Annotated in this window: 15 protein-coding genes and 2 tRNA genes; 15 read left to right on the forward strand and 2 right to left on the reverse strand. The window is 57.4% G+C overall.

The window, feature by feature from the left end; genetic code table 11:
- Positions 1 to 79: 79 nt before the first annotated feature.
- The 11 genes from ruvB (at position 80) to nadA (ending at position 8,101) form a co-directional block, all read left to right on the forward strand.
- A complete protein-coding gene (gene ruvB / locus ACWJ62_RS05670; protein WP_449285293.1) occupies positions 80 to 1,111 on the forward strand; it encodes a Holliday junction branch migration DNA helicase RuvB in 1,032 nt (343 codons plus the stop codon).
- Positions 1,104 to 1,565: a YbgC/FadM family acyl-CoA thioesterase gene (locus tag ACWJ62_RS05675; RefSeq protein ID WP_449285294.1), complete on the forward strand. Its 462-nt coding sequence runs from the start codon at positions 1,104 to 1,106 to the stop codon at positions 1,563 to 1,565. The genes ruvB and ACWJ62_RS05675 overlap by 8 nt, the downstream gene beginning before the upstream one ends.
- Positions 1,566 to 1,568: 3 nt before the next feature.
- Positions 1,569 to 2,258: a protein TolQ gene (gene tolQ / locus ACWJ62_RS05680; RefSeq protein WP_014577389.1), complete on the forward strand. Its 690-nt coding sequence runs from the start codon at positions 1,569 to 1,571 to the stop codon at positions 2,256 to 2,258.
- Positions 2,259 to 2,304: 46 nt separating this feature from the next.
- The gene (gene tolR, locus ACWJ62_RS05685) at positions 2,305 to 2,751 is read left to right on the forward strand and encodes a protein TolR (RefSeq protein WP_449285295.1); all 447 of its coding nucleotides are present in this window, start codon (positions 2,305 to 2,307) and stop codon (positions 2,749 to 2,751) included.
- Positions 2,752 to 2,830: 79 nt separating this feature from the next.
- Positions 2,831 to 3,811, forward strand: coding sequence for a cell envelope integrity protein TolA (gene tolA, locus ACWJ62_RS05690; protein ID WP_449285362.1), 981 nt, complete (start codon positions 2,831 to 2,833; stop codon positions 3,809 to 3,811).
- Positions 3,812 to 3,827: 16 nt separating this feature from the next.
- The gene (gene tolB, locus ACWJ62_RS05695) at positions 3,828 to 5,141 is read left to right on the forward strand and encodes a Tol-Pal system beta propeller repeat protein TolB (RefSeq protein ID WP_449285296.1); all 1,314 of its coding nucleotides are present in this window, start codon (positions 3,828 to 3,830) and stop codon (positions 5,139 to 5,141) included.
- A gap of 67 nt (positions 5,142 to 5,208) precedes the next feature.
- Complete coding sequence (gene pal / locus ACWJ62_RS05700) at positions 5,209 to 5,781, forward strand: peptidoglycan-associated lipoprotein Pal (RefSeq protein ID WP_449285297.1); 573 nt, start codon at positions 5,209 to 5,211, stop codon at positions 5,779 to 5,781.
- 16 nt (positions 5,782 to 5,797) lie between these two features.
- Entirely contained in the window at positions 5,798 to 6,544 is a 747-nt protein-coding gene (gene ybgF, locus ACWJ62_RS05705; RefSeq protein WP_449285298.1) for a tol-pal system protein YbgF, read from the forward strand.
- 85 nt (positions 6,545 to 6,629) lie between these two features.
- Positions 6,630 to 6,705 (forward strand) — tRNA-Lys (locus tag ACWJ62_RS05710).
- Between the two features lie 68 nt (positions 6,706 to 6,773).
- Positions 6,774 to 6,849, forward strand: a tRNA-Lys gene (locus ACWJ62_RS05715).
- A 190-nt stretch (positions 6,850 to 7,039) separates the two neighbouring features.
- Positions 7,040 to 8,101: a quinolinate synthase NadA gene (nadA, locus tag ACWJ62_RS05720; RefSeq protein ID WP_449285299.1), complete on the forward strand. Its 1,062-nt coding sequence runs from the start codon at positions 7,040 to 7,042 to the stop codon at positions 8,099 to 8,101.
- Here the strand turns inward: nadA and ACWJ62_RS05725 are convergent, their stop codons facing one another.
- The gene (locus tag ACWJ62_RS05725) at positions 8,102 to 9,574 is read right to left on the reverse strand and encodes a M48 family metalloprotease (RefSeq protein ID WP_449285300.1); all 1,473 of its coding nucleotides are present in this window, start codon (positions 9,572 to 9,574) and stop codon (positions 8,102 to 8,104) included.
- A gap of 164 nt (positions 9,575 to 9,738) precedes the next feature.
- Between ACWJ62_RS05725 and ACWJ62_RS05730 the strand changes: the two genes are divergently transcribed.
- Together ACWJ62_RS05730 and ACWJ62_RS05735 are read left to right on the forward strand one after the other, a co-directional pair.
- Positions 9,739 to 9,966, forward strand: a complete 228-nt coding sequence (locus tag ACWJ62_RS05730) for a sulfurtransferase TusA family protein (RefSeq protein WP_008169116.1) — start codon at positions 9,739 to 9,741, stop codon at positions 9,964 to 9,966.
- Positions 9,967 to 9,982: 16 nt separating this feature from the next.
- Positions 9,983 to 11,062, forward strand: coding sequence for an AI-2E family transporter (locus ACWJ62_RS05735; protein WP_148607263.1), 1,080 nt, complete (start codon positions 9,983 to 9,985; stop codon positions 11,060 to 11,062).
- A gap of 7 nt (positions 11,063 to 11,069) precedes the next feature.
- Here the strand turns inward: ACWJ62_RS05735 and ACWJ62_RS05740 are convergent, their stop codons facing one another.
- Positions 11,070 to 11,537: a peroxiredoxin gene (locus tag ACWJ62_RS05740; protein ID WP_449285301.1), complete on the reverse strand. Its 468-nt coding sequence runs from the start codon at positions 11,535 to 11,537 to the stop codon at positions 11,070 to 11,072.
- A gap of 74 nt (positions 11,538 to 11,611) precedes the next feature.
- On the opposite strand from ACWJ62_RS05740, the gene dapA reads away from it, so the two are divergent.
- Positions 11,612 to 12,490, forward strand: a complete 879-nt coding sequence (dapA, locus tag ACWJ62_RS05745; RefSeq protein WP_449285302.1) for a 4-hydroxy-tetrahydrodipicolinate synthase — start codon at positions 11,612 to 11,614, stop codon at positions 12,488 to 12,490.
- A 35-nt stretch (positions 12,491 to 12,525) separates the two neighbouring features.
- Positions 12,526 to 13,623, forward strand: coding sequence for an outer membrane protein assembly factor BamC (bamC, locus tag ACWJ62_RS05750; RefSeq protein WP_449285303.1), 1,098 nt, complete (start codon positions 12,526 to 12,528; stop codon positions 13,621 to 13,623).
- The last annotated feature ends 29 nt before the right edge of the window (positions 13,624 to 13,652 follow it).

Raw genomic sequence — 13,652 nt, forward strand, 5'->3', positions numbered from 1 at the left:
CCTTTGTACAATTGGGGCTGCGCTGGAATAGCGGGCAAACGTGAGGCACGATGTTGATTCCCACACTATGGGTGATGCCATGATCGAATCCGACCGGTTGATCTCGGCCCGGGCCGGTGAATATGAGGAAGTACAGGACAGGGCCATTCGCCCGACCCTGCTGGCCGAGTATGTTGGCCAGCCCACGGTCCGTGAGCAGATGGATATTTTCATATCCGCCGCCCGGGGTCGTCAGGAAGCGCTGGACCACGTTCTGATCTTTGGCCCGCCCGGTCTGGGCAAGACAACCCTGGCCAATATCATCGCCAACGAGATGGGCGTATCCATCAAGACAACGTCTGGCCCGGTGCTTGAAAAAGCCGGCGACCTGGCAGCCATGCTGACTAATCTCGAAGAAGGTGACGTTCTCTTCATCGACGAGATCCACCGTCTCAGCGCGGCAGTCGAAGAAGTGCTGTATCCCGCGATGGAAGATTACCAGCTAGATATCATGATCGGTGAGGGCCCGGCTGCCCGCTCCATCAAGCTGGACCTGCCGCCGTTCACCCTTGTCGGGGCTACAACCCGCGCGGGATTGCTGACATCGCCCTTGCGGGACCGCTTCGGCATCGTGCAGCGGCTGGAGTTCTATAACACTGAAGATCTCACCAGCATCATTCTGCGCTCCGCGCGATTGTCTTCGGTAGCCGTCGATGAGGCAGGCGCGTTCGAAATTGCCCGCCGGTCCCGGGGCACCCCGCGTATCGCCAACCGCCTGTTGCGCCGTGTGCGGGATTTTGCGGAGGTCCGCGCCGACGGGAGGATCACTTCCGACATAGCCGATCAGGCCCTGAATATGTTGAAAGTGGATAACCAGGGTTTCGACCATATGGACCGGCGTTTACTGCTGGCCATGATCGAAAAGTTCGACGGTGGCCCAGTGGGGGTCGAGAGCCTTGCGGCGGCAATCAGTGAAGAGCGCGGCACCATTGAGGATGTGCTTGAGCCCTTCCTGATCCAGCAGGGTTATATGGTCCGGACCCCCAGAGGGCGGATGGTGACCTCCAATGCCTATCAGCACTTCGGCGTGATTCCGCCGAAGTCGGGGAGGGAGGACGATCTTTTTGGTTGAACAGGCGCCAGAGGGAAGGTTCGAACTGCCGATCCGGGTCTATATTGAGGACACCGACGCCGGTGGCATCGTATTTCACGCCAAATATCTCCATTACATGGAGCGGGCCAGAACCGAATGGGTGCGCAGTTGCGGCGTTGGCCTCAGGGCGGGTCTGGCAGACAACATCAGTTATGTGGTGCAGCGGCTGACCATTCATTATGCGGTACCGGCGAAGCTTGATGACGAACTGCTGGTTACTGCGGAGCCGGTGGCTTTTGGTAGGGTCTGGATGGATTTCCGTCAGCGTGTGATGCGGGCTGAAGACCGAAAGTTGCTGAGTGACAGTGATGTGCGGGTAGCCTGCGTAGCGCTTGATTCCGGTCGTCCCCGCCGGTTACCGACGAATATGCAGGAATTGCTGGCCAGGAATGTCCAGTCCACCGAAACGTTAAACAGAACGAGCCAGGAGTAAGAAGTGGATTCAGAACTTTCAGTCTGGTACCTCATTGCCAATGCCGGTGTCTTGGTACAGCTGGTCATGCTTTTGCTGGCCCTGGCGTCAATCATGTCCTGGGCCCTGATTTTCCAGCGCCTACAGGTATTCCGGAAGGCCAAGAGGGCCCAGTTGGCGTTTGAGGAGCGTTTTTGGTCCGGCATGGATCTGGGGCAGTTGTACCGGGAGGTGAACGCCGATCCAACACCGTTTTCCGGTATGGAATCCCTGTTCCGGGCCGGTTTCAAGGAGTTTTCGCGGTTGCGCCAGCAAAGCCGGGATGCCGATGCGGTCATGGAAGGTACCCAGCGGGCAATGCGGGTGGCCTTTTCCCGGGAGCACGAGCGACTGGAGGCCAGCCTGCCGTTTCTGGCAACGGTTGGCTCCACCAGTCCGTACGTCGGCCTGTTTGGTACCGTCTGGGGCATCATGAATTCGTTCCGGGGGCTGGCTCAGGTTCAGCAGGCGACGCTGGCCACGGTGGCGCCCGGCATCTCTGAGGCCCTCATCGCAACGGCCATGGGCTTGTTCGCCGCAATACCAGCGGTTATTGCCTATAACCGTTTTTCGGCCATGTCTGATGCCCTGCTGAAGAACTATGAAACCTTTGCGGATGAGTTTTCCAGCATCCTTCATCGCCGCGTCCACCAAAGCGACAAAGGCGCTGCATGATGCGGTCGGTAATCAGAGGCAGGAATCAGCCTAGGAGCACAGCTTTATGAAAGGCATGGGAATGATGCCGGAAAACCGGCGCAAGCCAATGTCGGAGATTAACGTGGTTCCGTACATTGACGTGATGCTGGTGCTGCTGATCATCTTCATGGTCACCGCCCCGATGCTGACGCAAGGGGTGAAGGTTGATCTGCCCCAGACGACTTCCGATCCTATTCAGGCTGACAAGGATGTTGAGTCCATTATTGTTTCGGTTGATGCGAACGGAGCGTACTACGTCGAGATCGGAGACGAGGGCAGTGATCCCATGACGCTGTCTGACCTGCGGGCCCAGGTCTCCAAGATCCTCTCGCAACGGGCCTCCAGTGAGATTCTGGTTCGCGGCGATGAAAATGTTACCTACGGCACAGTTGTTCGGCTGATGGCGGAATTGCAGGGTGCCGGGGCCAGCAGTATCGGCCTGATCACCGAATCACCCCGGGACGACAATTGACAGTGGTGCGGGCAGGAGTGTTGTGAGAGATCACCAGCGCGAAGTAACCACAACTGGCGTGCCACCGTGGAAATCACCGGTGGCGCTCTCGGTAACGCTGCACCTGTTGATTCTGGGTATCGCGCTTGCGGGTTGGTCATGGACCAGCACCGATCACGAGCCGCCACCCAGGAGTATATCGGCCCGGCTGATTACCCAGCAGGAGCCGGAACCGAGCCCGGTGGTAGAGCCGGTCGATCAGCAAAAGCGGGACGAAGAACGCCGGGCTGAAGAGCAGCGTCGCAAGGAAGAAGCAGAACGACAAAGGCAGGAGGAAGAAGCCCGTCGTATTGCAGAGCAGAAGCGGCAGGAAGAACAAAAACGGCTTCAGCAGCAGAAAGAGCAGGAGCGTCAGGAAGCAGAGGCGAAAGAACTCGAAGCCCGCAAAGCCCGTGATGCGGAGGCTGCCCGTCAGAAGGCGGAAGCGGAAGCCAAGGAGCGGGCCAGGCAGAAAGCTGAGGAAGAAAAACGCCGTCAGGAAGAGGCAAAACGAAAAGCTGAAGAAGAGAAACGGCGCCAGGAAGAGCAGCGAAAGCGGGAAGAGGCCGAACGCAAGCGCCAGGAGGAACTGGCGCGCCAGGAAGCTGAGCGCAAGCGCCTCGAGGCAGAGCGCAAGCTCCGGGAGCAGCAGCTTGAGGCCCAGGCTGACGCGGCTCAAAGGGCGCGGGAAGAGGAAGCGCGGCGTCAGAGAGAGGCGGCTGCTGCGAAAGCGCGAGAAGCCCAGATGCTGTCGGAGAGTGAGAAGTACCAGGCTCTGATTCGTGAGCGCTTGAGCCAGGCGTGGTATCCGCCGAGTTCGGCTACTGAAGAGATGACCGCGCGGCTCCAGATTACCCTGTTACCGACGGGTGAGCTTGCCGGGGTGCGGCTGGTCAGTAGCAGCGGGAATACCGCGTTCGATAACTCCGCTCTGGGCGCGGTGCGTTCCCTGAGTCGTTACCCGATACCCAATGATCGGGATACCTTTGAACGGTATTTCCGACAGTTTACGATTGAATTCAACCCACGCCGGTTGAGATAAGGATGCGGATAACACCATGACACATCGGATTTGGTACAAACCGTCCAGAACGCTTCTTGCCGCCACGGCCTTGATCCTTTTCGCGGTCTCGGCAGCCCGGGCGGAGCTGTTGATCCGGATTACTGAAGGCGCGGACTCCGCCATTCCTGTTGCAGTGGTGCCTTTCGCCGAGTCTGGACAGATGCCCGCTGGAGACAAGGTCAGCAGCATTGTCCAGGCGGATCTGACCATGACGGGCGAATTCCGGACCCTGCCTCCGGAGAAGATGCTGAGCCTGCCATCCAGTCGGGAGGAAGTGTATTTTCGGGACTGGCGCCTGCTCGGCCAGCGCTATGTCCTGGTGGGGGCACTCAGCCGAAGCGGTGATCGTGTTCAGGCCCGGTATGAGTTGTTCGATGTAAACCGCGAGGAGCGGATTCTCGGTGAAACTGCGGCGGCGCCTGCCTCCAATATGCGCTCGCTCGCTCACCACATCAGCGACAAGGTATATGAGGCCATCACGGGCGTGCCCGGTGCCTTCTCAACGAAACTGGCCTACATCACGCTTGATACCGCCAATGGCAAACCCCGTTACCGTCTGCAGGTCAGTGACGTGGACGGCAAGCGCGCCAGAATCCGGCTTGAAAGCCAGGAGCCCATCCTGTCACCGGCATGGTCGCCAGACGGGGAAAAGCTGGCCTATGTGTCGTTCGAAACCGGGAAGCCGGTGATTTTTATTCATGAGCTTGCAACCGGCAATCGCACCAAAGTGGCAGATTTTCCGGGGCTCAACTCGGCGCCGGCCTGGTCGGACGATGGCCGATCGTTGCTGATGACCCTTTCGAAAGACGGCAACGCCGAGATCTACCGGATGAACCTGGATACCCGGCAGTTGACCAAGCTTACCAACCACTGGGCTATTGATACCGAACCGAGCTATGACGCCAGTGGCAAGGGCATTTTCTTTACGTCGGATCGGTCCGGAGGGCCTCAGATTTACCACATGGATACACCGGGTGCGGAGCCTCGTCGTATCACCTTCGGCAGCCGTTACAACGCCCGACCCAGGCCCGACAATGACGGTAACTATGTGTATTACGTTCACCAGCGCGATCGGGCATTTCATATTGCCCGTACCGAACTGAAAACCGGGGAGGAAACGATCCTTACCCGTACCGAGTCTGATGAGTCTCCCAGTGTTGCGCCCAACGGCCGGATGCTGATCTACGCTACCCGACAGAATGGCAGCAACGTGCTCACGGTTATTTCCGCGGATGGTGGAGCAGCGTACAGCTTGCCGGCATCCGAGGGCGATGTCCGTGAGCCCGCCTGGGGACCTTTGGTTCGCTGACTGCCGGAGCTTTCCGGTGTTGGCCATTGTTCAAGTAATTACGTCACTCAACTGAAAGGAAGAAAACATGAATTTTTCAGCTCAATCAAAAGCTTTCGCACTGTTGTTGTCCGTCGGTCTGGTAGCGGGCTGTAGCTCTACCGGTAGTACCTCAGAAGAAGGCGGCGAGTATGGTTCCGACGTGGCTGCTGTAGATCAGGAAGGTGGATCTACTGTGTACGGTGGTGACGATCAGAGTGGTGTTTCTTCTTCAGCCATGACCGAAGAAGAGCGTATGGAAGCTCGCAAGCAAGCCGAACAACAGGCACTGCGTGAAATCACCACCTTCTACTTTGATTTCGATACGGCTGAAATCAAGCAGGAAGCCCGCGATGTCCTGGTGGCCCATGCCCGTTTTCTCGCCAACAACCCCGGTCAGAGCGTACGTATCGAAGGTCACGCCGATGAGCGCGGCACCAAGGAATACAACCTGGCTCTGGGCGAACGTCGCGCCAACGCGGTACAGCGCTTCCTGATCGTCAATGGCGCTTCACGTGGCCAGCTTGAAACCGTAAGCTATGGTGAAGAGAAGCCGGCCGTGATGGGTTCCAGCGAGAGTGCCTGGGCCCAGAATCGTCGTGTAGAACTCGTATTTGAGTAATCACACAGGAACGACCATGAGAAAAATCCTCATGGCGACAGTGGTGCTCCCGCTTGCCCTCGGGCAGGCGGGAGTCACTCTGGCGCAATCAGCCCAGGACGGTCAGCGCAACGCCAACAGCAGCCAGGCGACGGCGGAACTGTTCTATATGATCCAGCAGCTTCAGGGTGAAGTCAGGCGGCTCCAGGGCGAAGTGGAGGAGCAGAGGCACCTGATTAACCGCCTGCAGCAGCAAGGGCGCGACCGTTATATCGATCTGGACCAGCGTATTCTGGACCTCTCCGAAAAGGTGGCATCACAGCCGGCTCCCGAGGCCAGCGATGGTGTTGGCTCTGCTGCTTCAGGCCAGGCCCGGGAGACCAGGGAATATCGACAGCCCGATGCGGAAGAGCGTAAGGCCTACGAGCAGATCCAGGACCTGATTCGTAATCAGAAAAAATACGATGAGGCCATTAGCCGGATATACGAATTTATCGATGAATATCCGGAAGGGGATCTGACTGTTAACGCCTATTACTGGCTCGGCGAGGTTTATCTGGTCAAGCCGCAGCTCGAACAGGCGAAACAGGCGTTTACGATTGTCGCTACCCGTTTTGCCGACCATCGCAAGGCTCCGGATGCGGTCTACAAGCTGGGCGTGACTCATGATCGCCTCGGCGAAAAGGAACAGGCCCGGCGCAGCATGCAAACCGTGATCGAGGATTACCCGTCCAGCAGTGCTGCTGACCTCGCACGGAAGTTTCTCGAGTCCCAGAACGGCTGATTGTCTGGCGCGGCAAAAATGTTGAGAAACCTGAGAAAAAGGGGTTGATCAACGGCCAAAAATCATTACTATATGCGCCTCGTTTGGGTCGTTAGCTCAGTTGGTAGAGCAGTTGGCTTTTAACCAATTGGTCGAAGGTTCGAATCCTTCACGACCCACCAATCACGAAATACCGGGTGGGCTGAGTCATTCGGTATTGATTGAAGCCAAGGCTTCGGTCGCCAGTTGCGGGTCGTTAGCTCAGTTGGTAGAGCAGTTGGCTTTTAACCAATTGGTCGAAGGTTCGAATCCTTCACGACCCACCAAATAACAGAAACCTGCGGGTTTTTGTGAAAAAAGAGCCTCCGGGCTCTTTTTTTTTGCGTATACGTTCTTACCTAGGTAAACAGGTAACAGACAAAGCAAACACAACTTTGTGATAGCACTGTTTCAGAAACATTAAGCCCGGGCATGAATGTTATAATGCCCGGGTTCACGCAATACAGAGACGCAGTAATGACATACGCTGAAGACCGTATCCTTGTTCAAGAGCACCTGGCGCATGCTGCCGAGCCAAAGCCGCTCAGCGCGGACGAAAAGTCCGAGCTGGAGGCTCGTATCAAATCGGCTCTGAAGAAGCAGGATGCGGTGCTTGTGGCCCACTATTACACCGATCCCGATATCCAGCGTCTTGCCGAGGAAACCGGTGGCTGTGTTGCGGACTCCCTCGAGATGGCTCGGTTTGGCAACCAACACTCGGCCTCCACCATCGTGGTTGCCGGCGTGAGGTTCATGGGCGAAACTGCCAAGATCCTGAATCCTGAAAAGCGTGTTCTGATGCCAACGCTTGAAGCAACCTGCTCTCTGGATGTGGGCTGTCCTGCGGATGAGTTCGCCGAGTTTTGCGACCAGCACCCGGATCGCACGGTGGTCGTTTATGCCAATACCTCAGCTGCAGTGAAAGCGAGGGCAGACTGGGTGGTTACCTCAAGCTGTGCCCAGGCAATTGTTGAAGATCTGGACACCCGCGGCGAAAAAATCCTCTGGGCGCCGGACAAGCATCTGGGGCACTACGTCCAGAAAACCACGGGTGCTGATATGCTGCTCTGGGACGGTTCCTGCATTGTCCATGAGGAATTCAAATCCCGCGGGCTGGAGGATTTGAAGGCTCTTTATCCGGACGCGGCGGTACTGGTCCACCCGGAATCACCCGATGCCGTGGTTGAGATGGCGGATGTTGTGGGTTCAACCTCGCAGCTGATTCACGCTGTCCAGAACTTGCCCAATGAAAAGTTCATTGTGGCTACCGACAACGGCATCTTCTACAAGATGCAGCAGTTGGCTCCCAATAAAACGCTGATTGAGGCGCCTACGGCCGGCAATGGTGCCACGTGCCGAAGCTGTGCCCACTGCCCGTGGATGGCCATGAACGGCCTGAAGAATCTTCTTCAGGTGCTGGAGCAGGGCGATCAGGAAGTGCTTGTGGACCCGGAGCTGAGAGAAAAGGCATTGCAGCCGCTGCAGCGCATGCTGGATTTCACTGCGAACATGAACCTGAAGGCTGCCGGTAACGCATGATCAGCTGTTCGCCCGCGCGTGCAGGCGACTGGTAATTTCCGCCAGTCGCTCTGTCACGATCTGCCGTTGAGGGGCGCCGGCGGGTAACTTCTCCTGAGCCTGCCTTAGCTGACGCTGGGCAGACTCCAGATCGCCCATCAGAACATCGTATTCTGCCCGGGCACGATGCACGCCCACAATATTCCTTGCCATGCCCTCGGCCTCGGCCAGTTTCAGCCACAGATGCTCCTGTCCGGGCAGTTGACGGGTCAGCTGTTTCAGGTGCTCAGCCGCCGCGGCGCCATTGCCATCGGCTATTTCCGTGAGGGCGAGAGTGTGGGTGATCGGATAGTTTCCCGGATTTCTCGCCAGCGCGTCTTTCAGAATGGATCGAGCCTCGTCCATACGATCTTGTGCAAGCCTGACTTCTGCGAGGGTTACCTGGAAGGTGATTCTGCCCGGGTTGTTGGCCAGCAGGTCGTTCAGAATATCCACTGCCTTCTCGTATTGCCGGTCCTCAAGGTAGGCCACCGACAAGCCATACCGGATGGCATCGTTTCGCCGGGCATCCGGTCGATCGAGGTAGGCTTCAAAGGTTTCGACGGCTACGTCGGGGGAGGGCGCGTAATGCACCTGCAGCCGGCTGCGCATCAGATGGTATTCCTGGCCGTCCCGGATGTTTTCGTCTGGATACTGTTCGGCACGATTCCGGGTGTCGGCCACCCGGCTCTGGGTTAACGGGTGTGTGGAGAGATACTCGGGCAGTCGATTTCCCTGCATGCGGTTCTGGCGCATCATGATTTCAAACATTTCCGGCATGCCACGCGGGTCCATCCCGGCGCTGGCCAGAATGTCCAGACCGACCCGGTCGGCTTCCTGTTCGTGGGAGCGGCTGTAGGCGAGCATGTTCTGTGCAGCCAGCGCCTGGGTTCCTGCAATGGCGGCAAAACCGATATCAGACTGGGTGACCGCCGACAACACAATGCCGGCAATCATGCCCGCGAGTGTGAGCGGCGCACTGGTTTCCTGCTGCTCCATGCGCCGTGCAAAATGCCGCTGGCTGAGGTGGGCCAGTTCGTGGGCGAGAACGGACGCAAATTGTTGCTCGGTCGCAGCATTGAGAAACAGACCGCCGTTGACGCCTACAATGCCGCCGGGCACGGCAAATGCGTTGATAGCAGGACTGTCGATCAACGCCAGGGTCAGGTCCCGATTCTGGAGTGGAGCCGAGGGCACCAGGCGATAGGTTATGGCGCTCAGGTAGTCATAAACCAGGGGGTCGCTGATCCTGGGCGCCGATCGGCGGATAGATACCATCACTTGCTGGCCGATATCCGATTCCTGTTGACCCGCAATCAGGCCCCCACCGGTACCGCCAATGCTCGGCAGCCTGCTCTCCTGAGCGTGGCCCGGCATTGTAACGAGCAACAGGGCCAGCAGGGCGGTGATGGCCATTGCCGGTAGCGTTCGGGATCTGGGTTGGATAGCAATCATGTAGAGCCGGGTGCCTGTGGTCTGAATCGCCGGTTTGACAGCGGTTTACGATAAAAAGTTCTGATCCCCTGGTTGAAGAGGATTGTGATGCAATACATTATCACTGTCGGCATAATGCCTGCTTGTTAAATCCGCTTATTATTTTGTGATGGTGTATCGCTAGTATGGTTGATCGAACGCTTGATGCCTCAGGGTTGCGCTGCCCGATGCCGCTGCTGAAGACAAAGCTGGAGCTGAACAGCATGGCGCCCGGTGAAGAACTCGAGGTGATTGCGACAGACGCAGGTTCCGCCCGGGATATTCCGGCCTTTCTGCAGATGTCCGATCACAAGTTGATGAGCAGTTCTGAAACCGCCGGGCAGTACCGGTTTGTGATAAAGTGCGGCGGTTAAGGTTTCGGAGCTGTAAATGATCAGGACATTACGCGGTCTCGCGCACAAATACTTCTCGGATGAAGAAGCGGTCATCCTGTTTCTGATATTGGTGACAGGAACCATCTTTGTTATCTGGTTCGGTGCCATGCTTGCACCGGCCATTGCCTCGCTGATTGTCGCCTTTATTCTGCAGGGTCTGGTCACCAAGCTCAACAAGCTGGGTGTGCCGGAAACGATCTCGATCATCGGGGTTTTCCTGGTGTTCCTTGGTGTGCTTGTGGGGTTCCTGTTCGGCCTGCTTCCGCTGATCTGGACACAGCTGAGTAATCTGGCCGGTGAGGCGCCGCGAATTATTCGAGAGCTGCAGTCTTATCTTGAGCTGCTGCCGCAGCAGTATCCGCATCTGATCTCCGGAGAGGCCGTCAGCACGGTCTATAGTCAGGTAAGTACCGAAGTGGGCCACATGACCCAATGGCTGGTGTCTTTCTCGCTGTCCAGTATTCCCGATCTGGTGGCGTTACTGATCTATATGGTGCTGGTGCCCATCCTGGTGTTTTTCTTCCTGAAGGACAGGGAGGTGCTGCTCAACTCCATCGCCAAACTGCTGCCACCCCAGCGCCCGATGATGCTGCAGATCTGGCACGAGGTGAATCTTCAGTGTGCCAACTATGTCCGTGGCAAGGCGGTCGAGATTCTGATCGTTGGTGGTGCTACTTACATTGGCTTCAAACTGTTGGGCATGCCCTACGCCGCGCTGCTCTCACTGCTGGTGGGTCTTAGTGTGGTGATTCCCTACATTGGCGCCGCTGTCGTGACCATTCCTGTTGCGGTGATTGCCCTGTTCGCCTTTGGCTGGGGTAGTCACTTCATCTGGGTCATGGTGGTGTACGGCGTCATCCAGGCTCTGGACGGTAACGTTCTGGTGCCGATTCTCTTCTCGGAGGTGAACAACCTTCACCCGGTGGCGATTATTGTCGCGGTGTTGTTCTTCGGGGGAATCTGGGGCTTGTGGGGCGTTTTCTTCGCCATTCCGCTGGCAACGATGCTCAAGGCCGTGTTTGCCGCCTGGCCGGTGAAGGAGTCTGCGCCGCTGACCGAAACCAGCGACGCCTGAAAAGCGCTTAGAGCGCTTTTACAGCATCCAGGACCTCGTCGGCGTGGCCTTTGACCTTCACGCTGCGCCACTCAGCGCTCAATACGCCGTCCTTGTCGATCAGGAAGGTGCTGCGATCGACGCCCATGTATTCCTTGCCGTAGAGCTTTTTCAGCTTGATAACGTCGAAGAGGTTGCAAAGGGCTTCGTCCTTGTCAGAAATCAGGTGGAAGGGAAATTCATGCTTGGCCCGGAAGTTTTCATGGGCTTTCAGGCCGTCTCGTGATACCCCGAGAATGACTGTATCCAGCTCTTCAAACTCTTTCATCCGGTCCCGAAAGTCCTGGCCTTCGGTGGTGCAGCCAGGGGTGTTGTCTTTCGGATAGAAATAAATCACTACATTCTGGCCTTTCAGATCGTCCAGACGAATGGTCTGGTCTCCGGTGGCGGGTGCTTCAAAATCCGGAACCGGTTTGTTTAACTCAACGGATGGCATGACATCTCCTTTAATTCCCTTGTGTCAGTTCGTGCCCAACATTACCATATCGGTTTTATTCGGACGGAGCTTTTATGATTACGGGTAGCCTTGTCGCACTGGTCACGCCCATGCATCCAAACGGTGACATCCACTGGGAGGATCTGGACAAGCTGGTAGACTTTCATATCGAAAACGGCACGCACGGCATCGTTGCTGTGGGCACCACCGGCGAATCCGCAACGCTCGACCCGGAAGAGCATTGCCAGACCATTGGCCACATCATCAAACGTGTTAATGGTCGCATCCCGGTTATTGCGGGCACCGGCGGCAACAGCACCCGTGAGGCCATTGAGCTGACGGCCGAGGCCCACAAGCTTGGCGCAGATGCCTGCCTGCTCGTTGTTCCCTACTACAACAAGCCGACCCAGGAAGGCCTGTATCAGCACTTCAAGGCGATTGCCGAAGCCGTCCCCGGCATGAACCAGATGCTGTACAACGTGCCCGGCCGGACCGCCTGCGACATGCTGAACGAGACCGTGCTTCGGCTTGCCGATATTCCGAATATCGTGGGCATCAAAGACGCCACCGGCAACATTCCCCGAGGCGCCGAACTGATCGAAGCGTTGAATGGCCGTCTGGCTGTCTACTCAGGTGATGACGCTACGGCAGCGGAACTGATGCTGGCCGGTGCCAAGGGCAACGTGTCCGTCACTGCGAACGTCGCTCCGAAGGCAATGTCCCAGCTGTGCGACGCGGCCGTTGCCGGAAATCGCGAAGAGACCGAGCGTCTGAACGAACTGCTCATGCCCCTCAACCGGAAGCTGTTTCTTGAAGCGAACCCTATCCCGGTGAAGTGGGCGCTCCATCATATGGGAATGATTGGGGAAGGCATCCGCCTGCCGCTGACCGTACTCAGCGAAAAGTTCCATGGCGAAGTGGAAGATGCCCTCAAGGCCTCAGGTGTACTCTGAGTTTGCTTAAATCATCCCATCACCGGAGTAACCTGATGCAGGTTCTAAGAGGAACCGGTAGTACCCTGATGTTCAAACCCGTTTTGCTCGCATCCGGGCTGTTGCTTCTGGCAGCAGCCTCGGGCTGCAGTCTGGTTGAAGACCGCTCCGAACGTTATGTGAATGCCACGGAAGGAAAACCGTTGGAATTGCCGGAGACCGCCGACGATTCCCGTTTCAGTCAGACCATGCCCATCCGTGATGTCCGGCCGGCCGATGCCAGCAAAATGTATCCGTCCGATATTCCGAGTCCGCCTGACATGACATCGGACATCCTCGATGAAAACTACGTCATCGAAGAGCTGGATGGTCGGCTCTGGCTGCTGGTCAACGACGTGCCAGGCAGAATCTGGCCTGCGGTAAACAGCTACCTGTCCGAGCGGGGCCTTGGCGTTGGCTTCGACAGCCCCCAACTGGGTATCCTGCAGACCGAACTTGCCAATTTCAGCAAGCGTGCCCGAAACCTTGTGGAGCTGTCGGATAACCCTTCTGCCGGCGAGCAGAAAGTTGTTCTTCAAGTTCGAATGGCCCCCGGTGTGCGACGCAAGACCACAGAGGTGCAGGTACGCCGGTTGAACGTTGAAGACCAGCCGGACGAGCTGGTTCCCTGGACCGGCGTTTCTGATCCCTCCGAACAGGCTCTGGAACTGCAGAGGCGACTGCTCTCCGATCTGGGTGACTTTCTCAGGGCGCGGGAAGAAACCAAGTCCTTTTCCCGGGCGGCATCCGGAATGGTCAGCGACCCTCTGGTTCGTCTGATCTCGGAAAACGATGAAGCCGTCGCGATCCGCATGGAACTTGATTACGGTCGCTCCTGGGCAGAAGTCAGCCGTGCGCTCACAGATTCCGGCATTCCTGTTGTCGATCTCAACCGCAGCGAAGGCTGGTTCCATGTTGATTTCCGCACCGAAGACGAGCGGGATCCGGGCTGGTTCAGCTGGTTCAGCGACAAGGACGCACCGCAGCATACCCACACAGTCAACCTCAGCCAGCAGAGCGACGCCATTGTCATCTCTGCAGAGGGCGTTCCGGGTTACACTGGCAGCCGGACGACGCCGGATCTGCTCGAGCAACTGTTCGATTACCTATACTGATTCAGGAAGAGGCCGCCAGAGGCGGCCGC

This window comes from Marinobacter sp. PE14 (assembly GCF_053566155.1).